Origin of the sequence: Streptomyces sp. NPDC056580 (assembly GCF_042793175.1) — a bacterium.
Lineage (GTDB): Bacteria > Actinomycetota > Actinomycetes > Streptomycetales > Streptomycetaceae > Streptomyces.
Genome location: NZ_JBHTVE010000001.1, coordinates 321,364 through 340,285 on the forward strand (window position 1 = coordinate 321,364; position 18,922 = coordinate 340,285).

Annotated in this window: 14 protein-coding genes; 6 read left to right on the forward strand and 8 right to left on the reverse strand. The window is 73.9% G+C overall.

Annotated features, from left to right (window positions below; translation table 11 throughout):
• The first annotated feature begins 16 nt into the window (after positions 1-16).
• Entirely contained in the window at positions 17-1,393 is a 1,377-nt protein-coding gene (locus ACFQ9Z_RS01550; protein ID WP_383009459.1) for a cryptochrome/photolyase family protein, read from the forward strand.
• 352 nt (positions 1,394-1,745) lie between these two features.
• Here the strand turns inward: ACFQ9Z_RS01550 and ACFQ9Z_RS01555 are convergent, their stop codons facing one another.
• Positions 1,746-3,209, reverse strand: coding sequence for an APC family permease (locus ACFQ9Z_RS01555; RefSeq protein WP_383009461.1), 1,464 nt, complete (start codon positions 3,207-3,209; stop codon positions 1,746-1,748).
• Positions 3,210-3,450: 241 nt separating this feature from the next.
• Here ACFQ9Z_RS01555 and ACFQ9Z_RS01560 point away from each other — a divergent pair, with 241 nt between their 5' ends.
• A complete protein-coding gene (locus ACFQ9Z_RS01560) occupies positions 3,451-6,177 on the forward strand; it encodes an exo-beta-D-glucosaminidase (RefSeq protein WP_383009463.1) in 2,727 nt (908 codons plus the stop codon).
• Between the two features lie 39 nt (positions 6,178-6,216).
• Here the strand turns inward: ACFQ9Z_RS01560 and ACFQ9Z_RS01565 are convergent, their stop codons facing one another.
• Positions 6,217-7,665 carry a hydrolase gene (locus ACFQ9Z_RS01565; RefSeq protein ID WP_383009465.1) on the reverse strand — a complete coding sequence of 483 codons (1,449 nt, stop codon included), beginning with the start codon at positions 7,663-7,665 and terminating at the stop codon, positions 6,217-6,219.
• A gap of 214 nt (positions 7,666-7,879) precedes the next feature.
• Between ACFQ9Z_RS01565 and ACFQ9Z_RS01570 the strand changes: the two genes are divergently transcribed.
• Positions 7,880-8,143 carry a GlsB/YeaQ/YmgE family stress response membrane protein gene (locus ACFQ9Z_RS01570; RefSeq protein ID WP_383009467.1) on the forward strand — a complete coding sequence of 88 codons (264 nt, stop codon included), beginning with the start codon at positions 7,880-7,882 and terminating at the stop codon, positions 8,141-8,143.
• Positions 8,144-8,151: 8 nt separating this feature from the next.
• Here ACFQ9Z_RS01570 and ACFQ9Z_RS01575 read toward each other — a convergent pair whose 3' ends face one another.
• On the reverse strand, positions 8,152-8,928 hold the full coding sequence (locus tag ACFQ9Z_RS01575; RefSeq protein ID WP_383009470.1) for a GNAT family N-acetyltransferase: 777 nt from the start codon (positions 8,926-8,928) through the stop codon (positions 8,152-8,154).
• Positions 8,929-9,046: 118 nt separating this feature from the next.
• Between ACFQ9Z_RS01575 and ACFQ9Z_RS01580 the strand changes: the two genes are divergently transcribed.
• The gene (locus ACFQ9Z_RS01580; protein WP_383009472.1) at positions 9,047-9,529 is read left to right on the forward strand and encodes a nucleoside deaminase; all 483 of its coding nucleotides are present in this window, start codon (positions 9,047-9,049) and stop codon (positions 9,527-9,529) included.
• A 199-nt stretch (positions 9,530-9,728) separates the two neighbouring features.
• On the opposite strand, the gene ACFQ9Z_RS01585 is transcribed toward ACFQ9Z_RS01580, so the two are convergent.
• Positions 9,729-10,583, reverse strand: coding sequence for a GNAT family N-acetyltransferase (locus ACFQ9Z_RS01585; protein ID WP_383009474.1), 855 nt, complete (start codon positions 10,581-10,583; stop codon positions 9,729-9,731).
• A gap of 211 nt (positions 10,584-10,794) precedes the next feature.
• Entirely contained in the window at positions 10,795-11,478 is a 684-nt protein-coding gene (locus ACFQ9Z_RS01590) for a chaplin (protein WP_383009476.1), read from the reverse strand.
• 283 nt (positions 11,479-11,761) lie between these two features.
• On the opposite strand from ACFQ9Z_RS01590, the gene ACFQ9Z_RS01595 reads away from it, so the two are divergent.
• Positions 11,762-13,432 carry an alpha/beta hydrolase gene (locus ACFQ9Z_RS01595; RefSeq protein WP_383009478.1) on the forward strand — a complete coding sequence of 557 codons (1,671 nt, stop codon included), beginning with the start codon at positions 11,762-11,764 and terminating at the stop codon, positions 13,430-13,432.
• A gap of 105 nt (positions 13,433-13,537) precedes the next feature.
• Entirely contained in the window at positions 13,538-14,056 is a 519-nt protein-coding gene (locus ACFQ9Z_RS01600; protein ID WP_383009480.1) for a DUF4232 domain-containing protein, read from the forward strand.
• A 164-nt stretch (positions 14,057-14,220) separates the two neighbouring features.
• Here the strand turns inward: ACFQ9Z_RS01600 and ACFQ9Z_RS01605 are convergent, their stop codons facing one another.
• The 3 genes from ACFQ9Z_RS01605 to ACFQ9Z_RS01615 all read right to left on the reverse strand — a co-directional run bounded on the left by ACFQ9Z_RS01605 (position 14,221) and on the right by ACFQ9Z_RS01615 (position 18,898).
• Complete coding sequence (locus tag ACFQ9Z_RS01605) at positions 14,221-15,120, reverse strand: alpha/beta fold hydrolase (protein ID WP_383009482.1); 900 nt, start codon at positions 15,118-15,120, stop codon at positions 14,221-14,223.
• A gap of 95 nt (positions 15,121-15,215) precedes the next feature.
• Positions 15,216-16,355 (reverse strand): alpha/beta hydrolase, encoded by a 1,140-nt coding sequence (locus ACFQ9Z_RS01610; RefSeq protein WP_383009484.1) that lies wholly within the window; start codon positions 16,353-16,355, stop codon positions 15,216-15,218.
• Positions 16,352-18,898, reverse strand: coding sequence for a thioester reductase domain-containing protein (locus ACFQ9Z_RS01615; RefSeq protein WP_383009486.1), 2,547 nt, complete (start codon positions 18,896-18,898; stop codon positions 16,352-16,354). The genes ACFQ9Z_RS01610 and ACFQ9Z_RS01615 overlap by 4 nt, the downstream gene beginning before the upstream one ends.
• Positions 18,899-18,922: the final 24 nt, after the last annotated feature.

Here is an 18,922-nt window from a genome sequence, read left to right on the forward strand (position 1 = left end):
GCCCCGGAGCCGCACCATGAACGTCTCGGTCGTCCTGTTCACCGCCGACCTGCGCCTGCACGACCATCCGCCGCTGCGGGCGGCGCTGGACGGCACCCGGCACGTGGTGCCGCTGTTCGTGCGGGACCGGGGAGTGGACGAGGCCGGATACGCGGCGCCCAACCGGCTGGCGTTCCTCGCCGACTGCCTGCGCGACCTGGACGCGGGGCTGCGCCTGCGGGGCGGCCGGCTGGTGCTGCGCTCCGGCGACCTGGTCGAGGAGGTGTGCAAGGTGGTCACCGAGGCCGACGCCGACGAGGTGCACATGGCCGCCGACGTGAGCGCCTACGCGCACCGCCGGGAGGAGCGGCTGCGCCGGGCCCTGGAGGCCGACGGACGCCGGCTGCACGTGCACGACACGGTGACCACGGCGCTGACCCCGGGCGCGGTGACGCCCGCCTCCTCGGACCATTTCGCGGTGTTCACGCCGTACTTCCGGCAGTGGTCGAAGGCGCGGCTGCGCGACCCGCTCGGCGCGCCGCGCTCGATCCGGGTGCCGGAGGGCGTCGGGTCCGAGGAGCTGTTCGCCCGGGCGCAGGTGGCGGGCGTCTCCGAGGGGCTGGCCGAGGGCGGGGAGGTGCTCGGCCGCAAGCTGGTCACCGCCTGGCTGCGCCGCGGTGTCGAGCGGTACGAGGACCGGCACGACGACCTGGCCGGTGACGGGACGAGCCGGCTCTCCCCGCACCTGCACTTCGGCACCCTCTCCCCCGTGGAACTGGTGCACCGCGCCCGCCGGACGGGCGGGCCGGGCGCCGAGGCGTTCGTACGGCAGCTCGCCTGGCGCGACTTCCACCGCCAGGTGCTGGCGGCCCGGCCGGCCGCCTCAACCGCCGACTATCGCACCAAGCACGACCGCTGGCGCACCGAGCGGACGGCACGGGAGGACATCGAGGCTTGGCGGGAGGGGCGTACGGGTTTTCCGATCGTCGACGCCGCGATGCGACAGCTCCGGCACGAGGGGTGGATGCACAACCGCGGCCGGCTGCTGGCCGCCAGCTTCCTGGTCAAGACGCTCTACGTCGACTGGAGGGTGGGCGCCCGGCACTTCCTCGCGCTGCTGGTCGACGGGGACGTGGCCAACAACCAGCTCAACTGGCAGTGGATGGCGGGCACCGGCACGGACACCCGTCCCAACCGCGTCCTCAACCCGGTCACCCAGGGCAAGCGGTACGACCCCGACGGGGCGTACGTGCGCCGCTGGGTGCCCGAACTCGGCCCGCTGCACGGGCCGTCGGTGCACGAGCCGTGGAAGCTGACCGGGCCGGACCGGGCCGCGCTGGACTACCCGGACCCGGTCGTCGATCTCTCCGAGGGCCTGGCCAGGTTCAGGCGGGCCCGCGGCCGTGAGGGCTGAGGGCGCGGCGGCCGCCGGGTCCGGTGCGTGCAGACCCTACACATAAGGAGAAAACGGGGGCAGAATGCGAAGGAGTGGCGTATATCGACCGGGGCACGGTCGTGAACCTCGTGTGATCGACGCGCCGGCGGTCTTCCTCGTGGCGACGGGTGCCGGTACGGCCGCGAGGAGCGCCCCGCGAGTGTAGAGAGGCCGGCCACCGAGAGACCGGCCGTTGGGAGAAGAGTTCCCGAGTACGGACGCGAGGGAAGGAGGACCAGGCGAAAAGCGAAGGACACGAGAATGCGGGGCCGGTCCGCCCGGGCGGACCGGCCTCCCCGTGCCACCGGCAGCTAGCGCCGCCGGGTGGGTTTCAGCCCCCGTCGAGGGCCCTGCGCTCCTCGGCGGTCCGCTCCGCGGCCTCCTGGGTCTTCTGGGTCTCCTGGGGCCCGAACGGCCACGCCCGCTCCAGCCGTGCCCAGACGAGGAAGGCGACGCAGCCGAGGGCCAGCCACGCCAGGGACCATTCGATGGGGTGGCGGCCCGGGGAGTTCTCGTCGGCGTAGCCGTAGATGACGCACCAGCCCGTGAAGGCGATGGCGGCGGGCAGCGGGTAGAGCCACATCCGGTAGGGGCGGCTCAGGGCGGGCCGGCGTCTGCGCAGCACGGCCAGGGCGATGATCTGGGCCAGCGCCTGGACGATGACCATCACCGTGGTGAGGAGCTGGATCAGCGTCGCTAGGTCGGTGTGCCGGCCGATCAGGAAGCCGATCGCGGTGATCACGCCCATGGTCGCCAGACCCAGCGCCGGGAACCGGTGCCGGGCGTGCAGCCTCGCGTACGGCCGGAAGAAGACCCGGTCGCGGGCGGCGTCGCAGGGCACCCGGGAGCCGCCCAGCAGGCCGGTGAAGACCGACGCGAAGGCCGTGACGAGGATCAGCACGGTGACGGCGTCGGCGGCCCCCCTGCCCCAGGTCCGCTCCAGCACGGCGGAGGCCACGGAGGTCGAGGCGATGTCGTGCGGGTCGGTCATGCGGTGCCAGTCGACGACGCCCAGGGTGCCGATCTGCAGCAGCAGGTAGATCGCCATGATGCCGAGGATCGACAGGACGATGGAGCGCGGCAGGGTCCGGCCGGGGTCCTTGATCTCGGCGCCCATGTAGGCGGTGGTGTTGTAGCCGAGGTAGTCGTAGATGCCGATGGTCAGGCCCGCGGCGAAGCCCGGCCAGAAGTGGCCGGAGGTGACGTCGAGGGCGTGCGCCGGATAGGTGAAGGCGAGGTGCGGGCTGAAGCCGGTGGCCGCGGCGGTGATCACCAGGAGCACCGAGGCGATCATCACGGCCCACATCACGGCGGTGATGCGGGCGATGTGCTCGATGCCGCGCCAGAGCAGGGCCACGACCAGGGCGATGACGCCGAGGCCCACGAGGTCGCCGGAGGTCTGGCTGAGGCCGGGGGCGAGGTAGCCGAGGTACTGGACGAAGCCCACCACACCGGTGGACATGATCAGCGGGACGAAGAGCATCGCCGTCCAGACGAACAGGAACGGCAGCAGCCGGCCGGTGCGGTGGCGGAAGGCCTGGCGGAGGTAGACGTACGTGCCGCCCGAGCCCGGCATGGCGGCGCCCAGTTCGGCCCAGACCAGCCCGTCGCACAGCGCCAGCACCGCACCGGCGACGAAGCCGAGGACCGCCTGGGGTCCGCCGAACGCGCTCACCATCAGCGGGATGGTCACGAACGGCCCGATGCCGCACATCTGGCTCATGTTGATGGCCGTGGCCTGGAACGGACCGACACGGCGGACGAAGCCGCCAGGGGGCCGCGGACTACCGGACATGGGGACTCCTGACGCGACGGGCGTGCGGGCCGCACGGCAGCGGTCCGCCCGGCCGGGCCGGCCGGCGGATGAAGTTGTGCGGCCCCGCGACGCCGGACGGGCGACAGCCGAGCGGTTCGTGCCGCCCGTCGGGGCGGGCGGGGCCTACGGTCGTCGACGCGGCCCGTGCCGCGCACGACCTCGAGCCAGGTTAGTGACGTTTCCTCACCGGGCTCCTGACTTCACGAGGCTGGAGACCGCCGTGTTCCCTCGCCCCGCCCCCGGACGCCGCCCGGTCGCGGCGGCCGTGCTGCTGAGCCTCGTCGCCCTGCTGCCGCCCGGCGCGCGGGCCGCGGCGGCGGACCGCAGCCCGGCGCCGCACGAGCCGCCGGCCGCGGTCACCCCGGTGCCCTCGGCGGCCGGCTCCGCCACCCCGCTCGCCGGGTACGCGATCCAGTCGACGGCGAAGGTGAGCGACCCGGCGGCGGCCGTCTCCTCCCCCGGCTACCCGGCGGCCGGCTGGCACCCGGCGGGCCCCCGTTCCACGGTGCTGGCCGCCCTGCTCGCCGACGGCGTGTACCCGGACCCCTTCCACTCCACGAATCTGCGGAAGATCCCGCGGAAGGACTTCGACGTCCCCTGGTGGTACCGGTCCGATTTCACCGTCGAGGACACCGCCCACCGCACCCACCTGGACTTCAGCGGGGTCGTCTCGGCGGCCGACGTGTACGTCAACGGCCACGCGGTGGCCGCGGCGGCGGACGTGACCGGCGCCTACACCCGCCACGAGCTGGACATCACCTCGCTGGTGCGGCCCGGCGCCAACACGGTCGCGTTCCGGATCCGGCCCAACGATCCGGACGCCGACCTCACCATGGGCTGGCTGGACTGGCTCCAGCCGCCGCCCGACCGGAACATGGGCATCGTGCGTGACGTCCTGGTCCGCCGCGGCGGCCCGGTGGCGCTGCGCGACGCGCACGTGGTGACCCGGCTGGACGTGCCGTCCCTCGCCTCCGCCGACCTGACCGTGAAGGCGCGGGCCCGCAACGACTCCGCCGAGGCGGTCACCGCCGAGGTGACCGGACGCGTCGCCGGGGCGGTCCTCACCCGGAGCGTGCCGCTCGCCCCGCACGAGACGAAGACCGTCACCTTCTCCCCCGCCGACACCCCCGGGCTGCGCCTGTCCTCCCCGCGCGTGTGGTGGCCCGCCGGCATGGGCGGCCAGCCCCTGTACGACCTGGACCTCACCGCGTCGGTGTCCGGCACGGCCTCGGACACCGCCCACGAGACCTTCGGCATCCGCGACGTGAAGGCCCCGCTCGACGCCGACGGCGCCCGCGAGTACCGGATCAACGGCCGCCGGCTGCTGATCAGGGGAGGCGGCTGGTCCCCGGACGAGTTCCTGCGCTGGGACCCCGCCTACGTGGCGGACCGGCTCGACCAGGCCCTCGACCTCGGGCTGAACACCCTCCGCCTGGAGGGCCACATCGAGCCCGACGAGTTCTTCGGCCTCGCCGACCGCAAGGGCCTGCTCACGCTGCCGGGCTGGGAGTGCTGCGACAAGTGGGAGGGGAACGTCAACGAGGACGGCTCCGGCGAGAAGTGGACCGAGGCGGACCACCGGGTCGCCAAGGCGTCCATGGCCGCGGAGGCCGCCCGGCTGCGCGGCCACCCGAGCGTGATCTCGTTCCTGATCGGCAGCGACGCGGCTCCCGACGCGACGATCGAGCGGGAGTATCTGGACGCCCTGGAGGCGGCCGACTGGCCCGACCCGGTGATCCCGGCCGCCTCCGAGAACTCCTCACCGCGACTCGGCCGCTCGGGGATGAAGATGACCGGGCCGTACGACTGGGTCCCGCCCGGCTACTGGTACGCCAAGCGCGAGGGCGGGGCCACCGGCTTCAACTCCGAGACCAGCGCGGGCCCCGACATCCCGACGCTCGACACCCTTCGCCGGATGATGACCCCGGCCGAGCTGGACACCCTCTGGAAGGACCCGGGCGCCCGGCAGTACCACCGCTCGCCCTCCTCCGTCTTCGGCACCCTGAAGATCTACGACGCCGCCCTCACCGGCCGCTACGGCGCACCGAAGGACCTGGCCGACTACGTCCGCAAGGCACAGCTCGCCCAGTACGAGAACGTCCGCGCCCAGTACGAGGCCTACGCGCGCAACGCCACGGACGCGGACAAGCCCGCCACCGGGGTGGTCTACTGGATGTTCAACAGCGGCTGGACGTCCCTGCACTGGCAGTTGACGGACCGTTACCTGGACCAGAACGGCGCCTACTTCGGCGCGAAGAAGGCGAACGAGCCGCTGCACGTCCAGTACTCCTACGACGACCGCTCGGTAGTGGTCGTCAACGGCCGGCACGGCCCGGCGGGCCGGCTCACCGCCCGGGCCACCCTGTTCGACCCCGACGGCACGCAGAGGTACGACCGGTCCGCGGGCGACGTGTCGGTGGACGGCGACGGCGCGCGCCGCACCGCGTTCACCCTGCCCGAGTCGGTGAGCGGCCTGCCCCGGACGTATCTGCTCAGGCTGACCCTGACCGACGGGGGCGGCCGGGAGGTGAGCCGGAACGTCTACTGGCTCTCCACGGCACCGGACACGCTCGACTGGGCGCACACCGACTGGTACCACACGCCGACCACCCGCTACGCCGACCTCAAGGGGCTCGCCTCGATGGGGCGGACGCCGGTGGAGGCGACGGCGGCGACGACGTCGTCCGGCGGCACGTCCACGACGACGGTGACCCTGCGGCACCCGGGAAGCGGACGGACGCCGTCCCTGTTCACGGACGTCCACCTGGTGGACGACCGGGGCCGGCCCGTGCTGCCGGTGCGGTGGTCGGACAACGAGGTCGGCCTGTGGCCGGGCGAGTCGGTGACGCTGACCGCCGTCTACCGGACCGCGGACCTGCACGGCTCGGCGCCGCGTGTGCGGGTGTCGGGCTGGAACACCCCGGAGCGGACGCTGCCGGCCGGCTGACCGGACGGGGCGGGCCCGGACGGGCCCGCCCCCCGGGGTTCAGCTCACGTCGAGCGCGGTGTCGTCGATGACGAACGACGTCTGCTTGGTGGCACCTTCGGTGCCGGTGAACTGGAGCTTGACCGTCTGGCCCGCGTAGCCGGCGAGGTCGAAGCTGCGCCGGGTGTAGCCGCTCGCCGCGTTCAGGTTCGAGTAGGTGGCGAGGGTGGAGAGCACGGTGCCACCGCTGTTGAGGACCTGGGCCTTCAGGGTGTCGTAGGCCGTGGAGGTGGTGGTCTCGGCGGTGTCGATGTGGAGGTAGAGGCTCAGGGTGGCGTTCGCGCATCCGGCGGGGATGGTCACCGTCTGCGCGAGGGTGTCGGTGTGCGCGGAGCCGTAGCCGCCCAGCCAGGCCTTGTAGGAGCCGGTACGGGCGGCCTCGGCGGAGTCGTTGGTGATGACGCCGCTGGACGCGGTCCAGGAGGTGGCGCCGGACTCGAAGCCGTTGTTGCCGAGGAGCTGGGCGGCGGTGCAGGTGCCGGTGCCGCCTCCGCCTCCGCTGGTGCCGGAACCGGCGAGCCAGGCCGTGGCGTTGAGGGCGAGGGCCGCGTTGGTGGCGCCGGTGTCGTTCCAGCCGTCGTAGAGGGTGTTCCCCGACTGGCCGGTTCCGTCGTCGATGGGCGAGCTGTCGCCCCAGAAGGCGACCCGGCCGCTGCCGAAGGTGCTGGTGACAAAGAAGGCACCGGTGTTGCCGGAGTAACCGGTGCGGTAGAGCAGGCCCTTGACGCCCGTGTTGTCGGCGGGCTTGAGGGTGGCCGTCGTGCCGCTGGCGATCAGGCTCTTGCTGACCGTGCCGAACGAGCCGTGCAGGACGGCGTTGGTGCTGTCGCTGATCGCCGAGGGGTAGTCGGAGCTGATGCTCAGCGAGTCGATGGAGAAACCGAACGGGTCGGTGGAGTCGACGCTGTTGTCGGTCATCAGGTCGTTGAGGATCTCGACCGCGTCCTGGCCGTCGTTGTTGCGGTCGGCGCCGGTGTGATCGGAGATCATGAACAGGCCGCCGCCGTTCTTCACGAAGTTCATGATCGCCGTCTTCTCGGCGGTGGTGAACAGCGTGTTGGGCTCGGGCAGCACCAGGGTGTCGAAGTTCGACAGGTCGGTGGCCGACGACCCGCCGTAGCTCAGGCTGGAGCCGGAAGGCAGTGTCTTCAGGCTGTAGCCGCCGGCTTTCTGCAGGGCCACGCCCCAGGAGGACAGGGCGCCGGTCCAGTCCGTCTCGGCGGACGGGGTGGCGTCCTGGCCGAGCGGGTCGGGCTGGCTGGTGGAGATGATCCAGTCCGCGTTGCCCGCCGTCTCGGCATGGGCGTTGTCGAACAGGATCCGGTGCGTGGTGGCCGCGTGGGCGGGGGCGGGCGCGGCGCCGATCTGCCAGGCCGCGGCGGTGACGAGCAGTCCGAGTCCGGCCAGGGCGGTGGTGAGCGGGCGGAGGGATCTCCTCGATCCGAACATCCGGCGAACCTCCATGGGAGTGGGGAGAGGCGGTGGGGGCGCCTTGTCTGCGCGCTTGGAGCACGCATGAGGGTTCTACACGCGTCGATCGATTGAAAGGTACATGGCACAAAGGCCGGGTGAACAGAAAGTCCAGGCAATGACGGTCCCGGCGTGCATCGGCCCGCAGCGGGCAGACGGCCCTTCGGCGGGGGCGAGAACCGGAGGGGTTGACATGGAGATCTCAGGCGTCCTCAGTGCCATCGTCATCGGCGTCATCATCGGCGTGCTGGGCCGGCTGGTCGTACCCGGTCGGCAGCACATCGGCATCCTGTGGACCATCGCGGTGGGCATCGTCGCCGCGCTGGTGGGCTCGGCGATCGCCGCCGGGATCGGGGTCGCGGACACCAAGGGGCCGGACTGGATCGAGTGGCTCATCCAGATCGCCCTGGCGGCCGTGGGCGTGGCCGCGCTGGACCGGGCGATGGCGCGTCGCTGAGCGGCGGGTCAGCCCCCGTACGGATAGGGCGTCGTGGTGGTGAGCGCGTGGAAGCCGAGGCGCTCCAGGATCGGGCGGCTCATCGGCGAGGCGTCGACCTGGAGGTAGCGGCAGCCGTGGGCGGCGGCTACGCGGGCCCGGTGGGCGACCAGGGCGCGGTAGACGCCCCGGCCCCGCCAGGCCGCCACGGTGCCGCCGCCCCACAGGCCGGCGAAGCGAGCGCCGGGGAGCAGTTCCATGCGGGCCGAGGCGACCGGCTCGGACCCGGCGAGCGCCACCACGGCGACGACCGTGCCGGGGGCGTCGGCCAGCCGGGCCAGCAGGCGGTGGCGCAGCCGGGTGCCGTCGGTGCCGAAGGCCGACTCGTGCGCCTGGACGACGAGGTCCACGCCGGCCGCGTCGGTGGCCTCGGCGATCTCGATCCCCTCGGGTGCGCCGGGGTCCGGCGCCAGCCGGCCGGTCTCGGCGACCAGCAGCGTCTCCTCCGGCTCGGCGCGCAGGCCCGCCGCGGTGAGGCGGGCGCCGAGATCCGCCGGCCCGTCGTGGCCGTACAGCTTCCATTCGAAGTCCAGGCCCAGGCCGGTGAAGTGGGCGATCTGCTCGCCGATCACCCGGTCCGCCGTCGTCTCGTCCAGGGCGGACCACAGCACTCCGTTCCAGGCGTGCGCGTCGCCGGTCTGGCGCACCACGGCGCCGACCCGTTCGATCCGGGTCCCCGGCCCGTCGGGGCGGGCGCCCTCGCGCATGTCCCGGTCGTACAGGGCGAGCACCTCGGCGTGATCCATGACCTCAGTCCAGCATCGGCCCTCACCCCGGGGCAACGGGGTTTTCCGTTCGCCCGGCAGCGGCGCGGCCCGTAGCCTGCGACGCCGGGGGCTGTCGGCACAGGAGGTCGGGAGGGTCATGGTGAAGGAGAGTGAGCTGCGCCATCTGCGCCGCTGTGTGGAACTGGCGCGCGAGGCGCTGGAGTCCGGTGACGAGCCGTTCGGTTCGGTGCTCGTCGCGGCGGACGGCACGGTGCTCGCCGAGGACCACAACCGGGTGGCCTCCGGCGACCGCACGCGTCCTCCGGAGTTCGAACTGGCCCGCTGGGCGGCCGCCCGGATGAGCCCGGCGGAGCGCGCGGCGGCGACGGTCTACACCTCGGGGGAGCACTGCCCGATGTGCGCGGCCGCGCACGCCTGGGTGGGGCTCGGCCGCATCGTCTACGTCGCCTCGCCCGAGCAGCTCACCTCCTGGCCGGCCGGCCTCGGCGTACCCGCGCCGCCGGTACGGGCGCTGCCGGTGCGGGAGGTCGCCCCGGAGGTCGTGGTCGAGGGACCGGTACCCGAACTGGCCGACGAGGTCCGCGAACTCCACCACCGTTTCCACGCCGCACGCGGCTGAGCCGGGCCGCCGCGGCGCCCGCGCCCGGTGCCGCGCGCGGGCGGGCGCCGCTGAGGGGCGGGCGGAGGGCGCCGGGACCGGTGCCGCGTCGGCAGCGTCCCGCGCGGGTCTGCGTCCCCCACGAGCCCGCGTGACGCGGCGGCAGGCGCCGCGCGGGACGGGCGCCGCGTCGGCCGGGAGTGCCGGGCGGGGCCTTGGGTCAGCCCAGTTCCAGAGTGGTCACGCCGAACACGCGTTCCTGGGCGTGGGCGCGGACCGGGCCGGTGTACATGCGGGCCGTCTCGAACGAGGGGCTGAAGCCGGCCTCCTCCACCAGCGCGAGCGCCGCCGTGTTCGGCTCGGGCACGTCGACGGCGACCTCCAGGCCGGCGGCGCCGGCGGTGAGGGCGGCGAACAGCGCCCGGGCGTCGTCGGCGGTGTCGGCGAACAGCGGGCCGATGCGCAGGGTGTCGTGGCCGGGGCGGATCACTCCGTAGCCGGTGAGCCGCTCGCCGTCGTGGCGGACGAACGCGCGGTGGCCGGGACCGGTGAGCCACTCGGCGAGGAAACGGGGGCGGTCGGCGGGCGTGCAGAGGGCGTCGTACGCGGTGACGGCGGGCAGGTCGGCGGGGCCCGCGGGGCGGACGCCGGCCGCTGATCCGGTGCCGGGCGCGACGCCGGTGAACCGGACGGTGCGATGGGCGGGTTCGAAGCCGGACTGACGGTAGTTGTCCTGCTGGGCGACGACTCCGTCCAGGCCGACGGTGCGGTTCCCGGCATGGGCGAGGGCGGTCTTCCAGGTGGTCAGGCCGTGACCGTGGCCGCGCAGGTCCGGGCGGACGAGGTAGCAGCCGAGGAAGGCGTAGTCGGGGCCGTGGTTGACGACGGAGACGGCCGACACGGGCTCCCCGTCGATCCGGCCGAGGAAGAAGCCCTCGGGGTCCTGGGCGAAGAAGGCGGGCCCGTCGGACAGCCCGGGGTTCCAGCCCTCGGCCGCCGCCCACCCGCTGATCACCGGCCAGTCGGCGAGCGTGGCCTGGGTGACGACGAGGTCCTGCGGGGCCGGTGAGGTCATCGGTGCGCTCCACTGTCCGTGAGGTTCGGGCTGCCGTACGGCGCGGTGCTCGGCCGCGCACCGGGCATCCTTGCCCATCGCCCCGGGCCGGCGCCATGCCGGGACCGGCCGGTGCGGGGTTCCCGACACGCTTTCGGACAGCGGCGGTCGGGCCGGGACAGCGGTGAGCCCCACCGGGCCGGCGTCCGGTGGGGCATGCCTGCCGCTGGGGTCAGCGCATGCGGCTCGGCCGGAAGCGGCGGTACAGGACCGTCCCGGTGAGCAGCAGGGCCGCGCTGCCGGCGACCGCGGGTGCCGTCATGTCCGCTCCGGTGTGGGCCAGGGTGGCCACGGACTGCGCCGGGGTGGCCTGCCGGGTGTGCGGCGCCGGGTGGGACTTGGCCGGGGTGGTGCGGGTCGGCTCCGGCGTGCTGGCCGCCGGGGTGTCCGAGTGGTGGTTGGTGGAGCGGTTGCCCCCCACCGGGTTGCCCACGCCCACCACGTTCACCGAGTTGCCGCTGACGTTCACCGGCACGTGCACGGGGAGCTGGATGGTGTTGCCGGAGATCACGCCCGGCGAGTCCTTGCTGCCGCCGTGCGCGTAGGCGCCGCCCCTGGACCTGGAGGAACCGGCCCGGTCCGAGCCCCGGTCGTCCGCGTCTCCGCCGTTCCTGCAGGCGTTGCCCGCCGAGGGGTTGAGCAGCCCCACGACGTTCACGGTGTTGCCGCACACGTTCAGCGGGATGTGCACCGGGACCTGGATGGCGTTGCCGGAGATCACCCCGGGCGAGCCGGTCGCCGCACCGTCGGCGGAGGCCCCGTCGGCCGCGAACGCAGCGGACACCGGCATCGCCACGGCCATCGCACCGGAGGCGGCAACGACAGCGATCACACCGTTTCGGGTAGCCCGTCTCATGGATTTCCCTGCTTTCTAGACATCGTCGCGGGCACTTGCCCACACCGGATAGAACGCAGCCGAACCATCGGGGTTATGGCGTATCAGTCTTTCACCCCATTGAGCGACATGATCTTTCGAGTCACACGTAAAGTTTCGAATGGGCATCGATCGCCGCGAAAAGTGCGAATAATAGATCATCGACAGTCGTGCCGCTCGCCCGGAGGCGGCCCTCCCGTACCCCGCTTATGGTGAGCGAGGGCGCCGCCCGGTCCCCGTCGGGTCCGCCCCCGGGAGGCGAACGATGCTGGCCAAGCTGTCCGCCCGGCCCGCCGTGCGCAAGTGCGCGGGCGCCGGCGCGCTGACCCTGACGCTGCTCGGGTCCGGGCTGCCCGTGGCGGCGGCCGACGAGCCGCGGCCCGGGCTGTCCCGCTTCTACGGTCAGAAGGTCGCGTGGGCGGCCTGCGACGGCGCGGGCATGCCGCGAGACCTGCAGTGCGGGAAGGTGACCGTTCCGCTCGACTACGCCCACCCCGGCGCCGGCACCCTCGACCTGGCCATGGCCCGCTACCGGGCGACGGGCGCCTCGCGGGGCTCGGTGCTGCTGAACTTCGGCGGCCCGGGCGGCTCCGGCGTCCACGAACTCGCGACGGGCGGCAAGCAGTTCATGGACCTGACCAACGGCTACGACATCGTCACCTTCGACCCGCGGGGCGTCGGCCGCTCCTCCCCCGTGAGCTGCGGCGAGGGCGGGGACCAGACCTCGGTGGCGACGGGTCAGAACCTCGACATCAGCCGGCCCCTGCCGCTGCTGAAGCGGCTGCGGCAGGCCGCCGACCAGTGCGCCCGCAACTCCGGCCCGGTGCTCGCGCACATAGGCACCGTGGACGCCGCCCGCGACCTGGACGTGATGCGCCAGGCGCTCGGCGACAGCAAGCTCAACTACCTGGGGTTCTCGTACGGGACGCGGCTCGGCGCGGTGTACGCGGCGCAGTTCCCGCACCGGGTCGGCCGGATGGCCCTGGACGGTGTCGACACGCTGACCGAACCGCTGTCCGAACAGGGCGTGGCGGGCGCCGAGGGGCTGCAGACGGCCCTGGACGACTTCCTGGACTGGTGCACGACGGACATCGCCTGTCCGTTCGGACGGGACCGGCGCATGGCCGGGAACCAGGTGGTCCGGCTGGTGCGCTCGCTGGACCAGGACCCGGTGCCCACGGACTTCGGCGGCTCCTTCTCCGGGCAGGATCTGGCGGGGGCCATCGGTTCGGCCCTCTACAGCGAGGAGCTGTGGCCCACCCTGGAGCGCGCGCTCGCCTCGCTGGTGGACGACGGCGACACCCGGGGCGTGCTCGGCTTCTCCGCCGGCGCCTACTGGCCGGGCGGCGGCATCACCCCGCCTGTCCGGCGGCCCGGCGGGGACGTGCGGCAGACGGGCGGCCGGCACGGCGGCCTCGTGGACTCCGCCGACGTGCCGGCCGACAACCTGCCGGCCGCGCTGCTGGCGATCAACTGCGCGGACGACCCCGACCGGCCCTCCGACGCACAGCTCACCAAGGATCTGAAGAGCCTGCGGGCCGCCTACGACCAGGCCTCGCCGGTCTTCGGCCGGTTCAAGCTCACCCAGCTGCTGATGTGCTACGGCCGTCCGAAGGGCACGTCCTACATCCGCGACCGCGTGAAGGACGTCGACACCTCGAAGATGCTGCTGGTCGGCACGCGCGGCGACCCTGCGACGCCGTACCGCTGGACCGAGGAGACCGCCCGGCGGCTCGGTGCGGCGGCCGTCGTGCTGGACAACAGGAGCGACGGGCACACCGGTTACTCGTCGTCCAGGTGCGTCCACCGCAAGGTCGACGACTTCCTGCTGTACGGCTCGCTGCCGGCCGACGGCAGTTCCTGCCCGGCGGACCGGCGAGTCCGCACCTCCACGCCGGGGCCGCCCGGTGACGGCGGACACGCGGCGAACGGGTGACAGGGGCGGTCCGGGCGCAACCTCCCGGCCCCACGGGCCGTCACATCCGACGAGGCGGGCCCCGGCCCGCCGTGCCCGCGCCCGACCACGACAGGGGAACCCGCCATGCGCATCCGAGCCGCCGCCGTACCCGCCGTCTGCGCCGCCGCCGCGCTGCTGTGCGCCGCGCCGCCGAGCCAGGCGGCCGCCCGCCAGGCCGGGCCCGCCCGTTGCACGGAACGGGTTCTGACCGTGCGGGCGAAGGCCGCGCCGGCCGATCCCTCCGTGCTGCGGGTGTCCGTGACCAACCGCGGCGGCCGTGCCTGTGCGGTCGACCGGGTGCCCACCGTCACGTTCGGTGATCTGGACGGGGCCGCGCTGCCGGTGCCCGGCGGCGGCAGCGGCGCCTACGCGCTCAAGGCGGGCGGGACGGCCTACGCGGCCGTGCGCACGATCGCCGACTCCGCCGACCCCGAGGCCCGCCGGACGGGCTCGGTGTCGGTGGCCGCCTCGGCCTCGCACTGGGGCCGCTCCTTCACCGCCGCCCAGCTCGGCACCGGCGGCGAGGTGCTGGTGTGGGAGCCGGTGACGACGTGGTGGCAGCGGACGGCCGAGGCCGCCGACCGCGCCCTCGGCGTCGGCTGAGCCCGGTCCGGGCGCACGCCCGCCACGCGGTGACACCACGACCGCGTCACCGCCCCGGCCCCGGCGCCCGCGCCGCGCCCCCGAGCTCCGGGCTCCGGGCTCCGGGCGCCCGGCTCCGGGCTCCCGGCTCCGGGCTCCCGGCTCCCAGCTCCGGGCTCCGGGGACTAGGCGGGCTTGGCGGACTTCGCGGGCTTCGCGGTGCTTTCGGGCGCCGGGGATTCCGCCGGCTCGGCGGGCCCCTCCGGCTCCCCCTGCCCCGGGGACTCCGCGGGACGCGGGTTCCGCTCCGGGTTCGGGGTCAGGAACCGGTCCAGGGCCGCGGTGAGTTCGGCGGGCTTCTCCACGGGCAGTTCGTGGCCCGCGTCGATGATGCGGACGACCGCGTCCGGGTAGGCCTTCGCCAGCCGCAGCATCTGCCGCACGGGAAGCTGGATGTCGTGGTAGCCGTGCACCATCAGGGTGGGCGTGCGGATCTCGCCGGCGCGGTCCAGGACGTCGAAGTCGCGCATGGCGCCGTACAGCGTCATGACGACCTCGCGCGGGGTCGCGGCGGAGGCGCGGATGTACTCGCGGACCTCCTCGCGCGGATGGCCGGGCGCGAAGGCCCGCTGGATGTTGGCGGCGATGAACAGCTTGTACGGCGCCAGCGTGGAGGCCGCCATCAGCAGTCCCCGGCCACGGCTGTACTTCATCCTGCCGATGGAGTTGACCAGCACCATCCGCTCCACCCGCTCGGGGTGGGACAGGGCGATCGTCTGGGAGATCATCCCGCCCATGGAGTGGCCGACCAGCACGAACCGCCCGACCCCGAGGTGGTCGAGGAGCGCCAGGACGTCCGCCGCCAGCTCCGCGACCGTCCGCACCCCGGCGCCGGTGCTCTCCCCGTGCCCGCGCAGGTCCAGCCGGATCACCCGCCGGCCGGGCGAGAAGTGCGCCACCTGGTGGTCCCAGCGGTGCCGGTCCGCGGTCCAGCCGTGCACGAACACGAGGGGCACGTCCGCGCCGTCGCGGGGTCCGTCGTCGTCGTACGTCAGTACGGCGCCGGCGACGTCGAGCTGCGGCATGGGGGCCTCCTGGGGCGCGGTCGGGGCGAGTCGGTTACTGACGGGTACGGTAACCGGCCGTGCCGTCCGCCGTCACCGCCCTTCCCGGGTGAATGTCAGCGGTGTGCGCCCAGGAACTCCAGGACGTGCCCGAAGACGTCCAGCGCGGCGCCGCGGCCCAGGAACGGGTCGAGGTGGCCGTAGCCGGGGATCTCGGTGTAGGAGACGTCGAGTTGCGGCTGCCGCCGGGACAGCACCTCATGGCAGAGCTTCTGGGAGTCCAGCCACAGCCCGTTCTCGCTGCCCGAGAGCAGCAGCACCGGGGTGTCGATGCGGCCGGCCGCGTCCAGCGCGTTGGGCGGCAGCGCCCGGTAGCGGTGGTCGGTGTCGTGCCAGCGGACGACGGTGCGGGCCAGCTCGATCCGGCGCAGGTGGGGCAGGATCCACAGGGGGGCGGGGCCGAGCAGCTCGGCGAGCCGGTCGTGGGTGGCCGGGTCGAGGTTCTCGTGGACGAAGAGGGAGGCGCCGGTTCCCCAGGCCGAGTTGTGCAGGATCTGGCAGGTCGGGTCCGGGCAGGCCGCCTTGCGCGAGGCGAGCGCGAACAGCGGGGTGTACTTCGACCACAGACCGACCTTGCGGATGTCGACGGGGATGTGGTCGATCCGGGTCTTCAGCAGTTCCCCCGCCACGGACATCCGCAGCGAGGTGCGCCCGGCCAGCTTGGGCGTGAGGAAGACCCCCTGCGACACCACTCCGGCCAGCCCCGGCACGAGGCCGGCCGCCATGCTCATCGACAGGGTCAGCGAGCCGATGCAGTGCGCGACCACGAACAGCGGCCGGTCGCCGATGCGTTCACGTACGCGGGCGACGGCCCCGGGGATGTCGTACAGGGCCACGTCGTCGTAGGTGTAGCGGCCCCCGGTCTCGTTGTACGGGAGCCGGCAGCTTCCCCGCCAGTCCAGCAGCCAGGGCTCGTAGCCCTCGTCGAGCAGGACGTCGACGAGGTTGCGGGTCTCGGGCAGCAGGAACATGTCGGCGGAGGCGGTGTGCCCGTGCAGCAGCAGAACGGCGGGCCGGCCCGGGTCGCCGGGACCGATCCGGGTCAGACCGAGCCGGACGCCGTCGCCGGCGCGGAACGGGATCTCCTCGACGTGGGCCGGGTCGAGGCGGTGGCGCAGCGGGCGCGGCGCCGCGCCGGTGCGGACCTTGCGGAGCGCCGGGCGGGCCGCCTTGGCGGTGGTGGTCCTGAAGATCATCGGTTGTGCTCCGTGGGGGTCGGGGTCCGGCGCAGGTCGAGCAGGTCGGCGGCGGCCCGGGCGAACGGGGCGACGAGCCCGCGGCCCATCTCAAGGCCGAACCAGGCGAGCCAGGTGAGCTTGGCGGCCCGCTTCTCCTGGCCGGTCAGGCGAGGGTCGACGCGGATGCCGTCGATCTGGTCGCGGACGTAGGAGTCGGCGGGCACGACGACCTCGCCGAGCAGACTCGCCGCCTCGCCCTCGCGGCCGATCTCCACGGTCAGCGCCCGGGTCTGCCGCCACAGGTCCCGGCGGGCGCGCGCGTACTTGCGGCCCTCGAGCCACCACCGGCCGCCGTCCGCGTCGCGCAGCCTGAGCCGGTAGCGCAGGAGCTGGTGCCGCATGCCGTGCTGCTGCGGGATGCCCTCCTCGGGGCGCACCCACAGGTCGCCGCGTTCCACGGTGAGCGGTTCGGGGTGCAGGGCGGGGCAGGTCACCTGTCCGGTGACGTCCACCCGGCGCTCCTTCACCAGCTGGTACATGCTCGCGATGGACAGCGTGAGCGCCATCGAGCAGGGGGTGGCGGCGCTGGCGCCGACCGGTCCGACGGTGCCCTCGGTGGTCTCGGAGAACCACAGGTAGGGCTGGTCGTCCTTGTGCGGCAGCCGGGCGAGGCCGTCGCCGGCGAGCTTCTCGAAGGTCTTCAACTGATCCTGCGCGTCGTAGCGGGCGGCGGGTGCGAGGCCGAGGGCGGCGACCAGGGCGTCGGTGCGGGGGGCCTCGGCGGCCGGGCCCTTCAGGGTGGCTTCGCACAGTTTCAGGGCGGTGGGGCTCTGCAGCACCCGGGAGAGGAAGCCGAGTTCGGGTACGGGCTCGGCCTGGAGGCGGGCGAGGGTGGCGGTGCGCCACTCGTCCCAGTCCTGGACGCGTACGTGCATGCCGCCGAAGGCCATGTCCCGTACGACGTCGTCGAGGGTGTTGGGCACGCCGGTGAGATTGTAGTCGAAGCCCCACGCGTCGGGTTCGCAGACCGCGGCGACGGCGACCCGGCTGACCCAGTCCACCGGGGCGGCGTTGAGGTGGCGGAACGCCGGCACGGTGCGGAAGCGGCCGAAGGCCGATATCAGGCCGCTGCTGAGGTCCTGCGCGTTGTAGGCGCCGGTCTTCGTGTGGCCGCCGATACCGCCGGGGCGGAGCGCGGTGACGACCAGGCCGTGGTCGCGGGCCCGGCGCAGGGCGACCTCGGCGGCCCACTTGGACTGGTCGTAGCCGGAGACGAGCCGGTCGATGTGGGCGAGCGGGTCGTCCTCGCCCATCGAGGTGATGCCCACCTCGTTGAACACCGCGATCGACGAGATGTGGTGCAGCGGCTTGGGGCGTCCGGTCGCGGCGAGTTCGGCGAGGGTGAGCGCGCCGAGGACGTTGCTGCCGCGCAGCGACTGGTAGCCGCGCAGGAAGTCCACGGCGGCCGCGACGCCGACGACGCTGTCGAGTTCGTGCGCGAGGGTGTGCCAGCGCTCGTCGGTGAGGCCGAGGCGCGGACGGCGGATGTCGCCGGGCAGCACGGTGATCCGGCGGCGGACCTCGGACGACCACGGCAGCCGGTAGCCGCGCAGTTGCTCGCCGAGCCGTGCGGTGGCCGCCGCCTCGTCCTCCGCGCGGACCAGGCAGTACACGTGGGCGTCGCTGTGCCGCAGCAGGTCGAGCAGCATGTGGCTGCCGAGGAACCCGGTCGCTCCGGTCAGCAGGACCCGGCGGGGCGGCACCGGCTCGGGTACGTCGGTGAACGGCAGCCGGTCGGCGAGGGCGAGGTCGGCGAGTATCTGCTCGAGGTCCTCCGGACGCGCGCGGGAGTACCGGTCGCCGTCGGCGCGGTACCCGCCGCCGGGCAGGGCGGGCGGGGTCCGGTGCGCCGGGACGGGCAGCGGGCGGTGGGCGGGCGTGCGGGCCGGCGCGGTCCCGGCAACCGTGCTCGGCGCGGCCGCGCGTGCGGTGCGGGTGGCCTCGGAGGCGGCGGCGGAAGGGGCGGCCCCGGCGGGCGCGGCGCCGGGGTCGACCACGGGTCCGGCGGCGGGGCCCGGGGACTCCGCGTCACCGGAGGGCGTACCCGGCGCGGGGGGTTCGGCGGCTTGCGCGCCGGGTGCCGGTGCGGGGGCGACCGGCGCGCTGCCGGGGGCTTCGGCGGAGGGCGGTGCTGTGGGCGCGGTGCCGAGGAGCGGCAGCCATCGGCGGGCCAGGCTGCGCGGGCGGGCGTCGGCGAAGACCTCGTCGAGGTCGACCTCGATGCCCAGTTCGCCCTCGAGTTCGGCGATCAGTTCCACCGCGTCCACGCTGGTGCCGCCCGCGTCGAAGAAGTCGGCGTCCGGGTCCAGCCGGCCGGCGGGCAGATGGCGGCCGGCCGCGGTGGCGACGGTGGCGGTCAGACCGTCCAGGTCCGGCGCCGGGGCCGGCGGCGGCTCGGACCCGGCGCCCGCCGCGCGCACCTTGGCCAGCAGGCCGGGCACGTCGAGTCCGCCGCCGCCCCGCTCGATCGACTCGGCGATCGCCTCGTTCACGTCACGCATGAGAGCCCTTCGCGTTGTGCTCGG

Coding starts and splice junctions, on each gene's coding strand:
- ACFQ9Z_RS01550 (WP_383009459.1), top strand. CDS start 17: ATGAACGTCTCGGTCGTCCTGTTCACCGCCGACCTGCGCCTGCACGAC.
- ACFQ9Z_RS01555 (WP_383009461.1), bottom strand. CDS start 3,209: ATGTCCGGTAGTCCGCGGCCCCCTGGCGGCTTCGTCCGCCGTGTCGGT.
- ACFQ9Z_RS01565 (WP_383009465.1), bottom strand. CDS start 7,665: ATGTTCGGATCGAGGAGATCCCTCCGCCCGCTCACCACCGCCCTGGCC.
- ACFQ9Z_RS01570 (WP_383009467.1), top strand. CDS start 7,880: ATGGAGATCTCAGGCGTCCTCAGTGCCATCGTCATCGGCGTCATCATC.
- ACFQ9Z_RS01575 (WP_383009470.1), bottom strand. CDS start 8,928: ATGGATCACGCCGAGGTGCTCGCCCTGTACGACCGGGACATGCGCGAG.
- ACFQ9Z_RS01580 (WP_383009472.1), top strand. CDS start 9,047: ATGGTGAAGGAGAGTGAGCTGCGCCATCTGCGCCGCTGTGTGGAACTG.
- ACFQ9Z_RS01585 (WP_383009474.1), bottom strand. CDS start 10,583: ATGACCTCACCGGCCCCGCAGGACCTCGTCGTCACCCAGGCCACGCTC.
- ACFQ9Z_RS01590 (WP_383009476.1), bottom strand. CDS start 11,478: ATGAGACGGGCTACCCGAAACGGTGTGATCGCTGTCGTTGCCGCCTCC.
- ACFQ9Z_RS01595 (WP_383009478.1), top strand. CDS start 11,762: ATGCTGGCCAAGCTGTCCGCCCGGCCCGCCGTGCGCAAGTGCGCGGGC.
- ACFQ9Z_RS01600 (WP_383009480.1), top strand. CDS start 13,538: ATGCGCATCCGAGCCGCCGCCGTACCCGCCGTCTGCGCCGCCGCCGCG.
- ACFQ9Z_RS01605 (WP_383009482.1), bottom strand. CDS start 15,120: ATGCCGCAGCTCGACGTCGCCGGCGCCGTACTGACGTACGACGACGAC.
- ACFQ9Z_RS01610 (WP_383009484.1), bottom strand. CDS start 16,355: ATGATCTTCAGGACCACCACCGCCAAGGCGGCCCGCCCGGCGCTCCGC.
- ACFQ9Z_RS01615 (WP_383009486.1), bottom strand. CDS start 18,898: ATGCGTGACGTGAACGAGGCGATCGCCGAGTCGATCGAGCGGGGCGGC.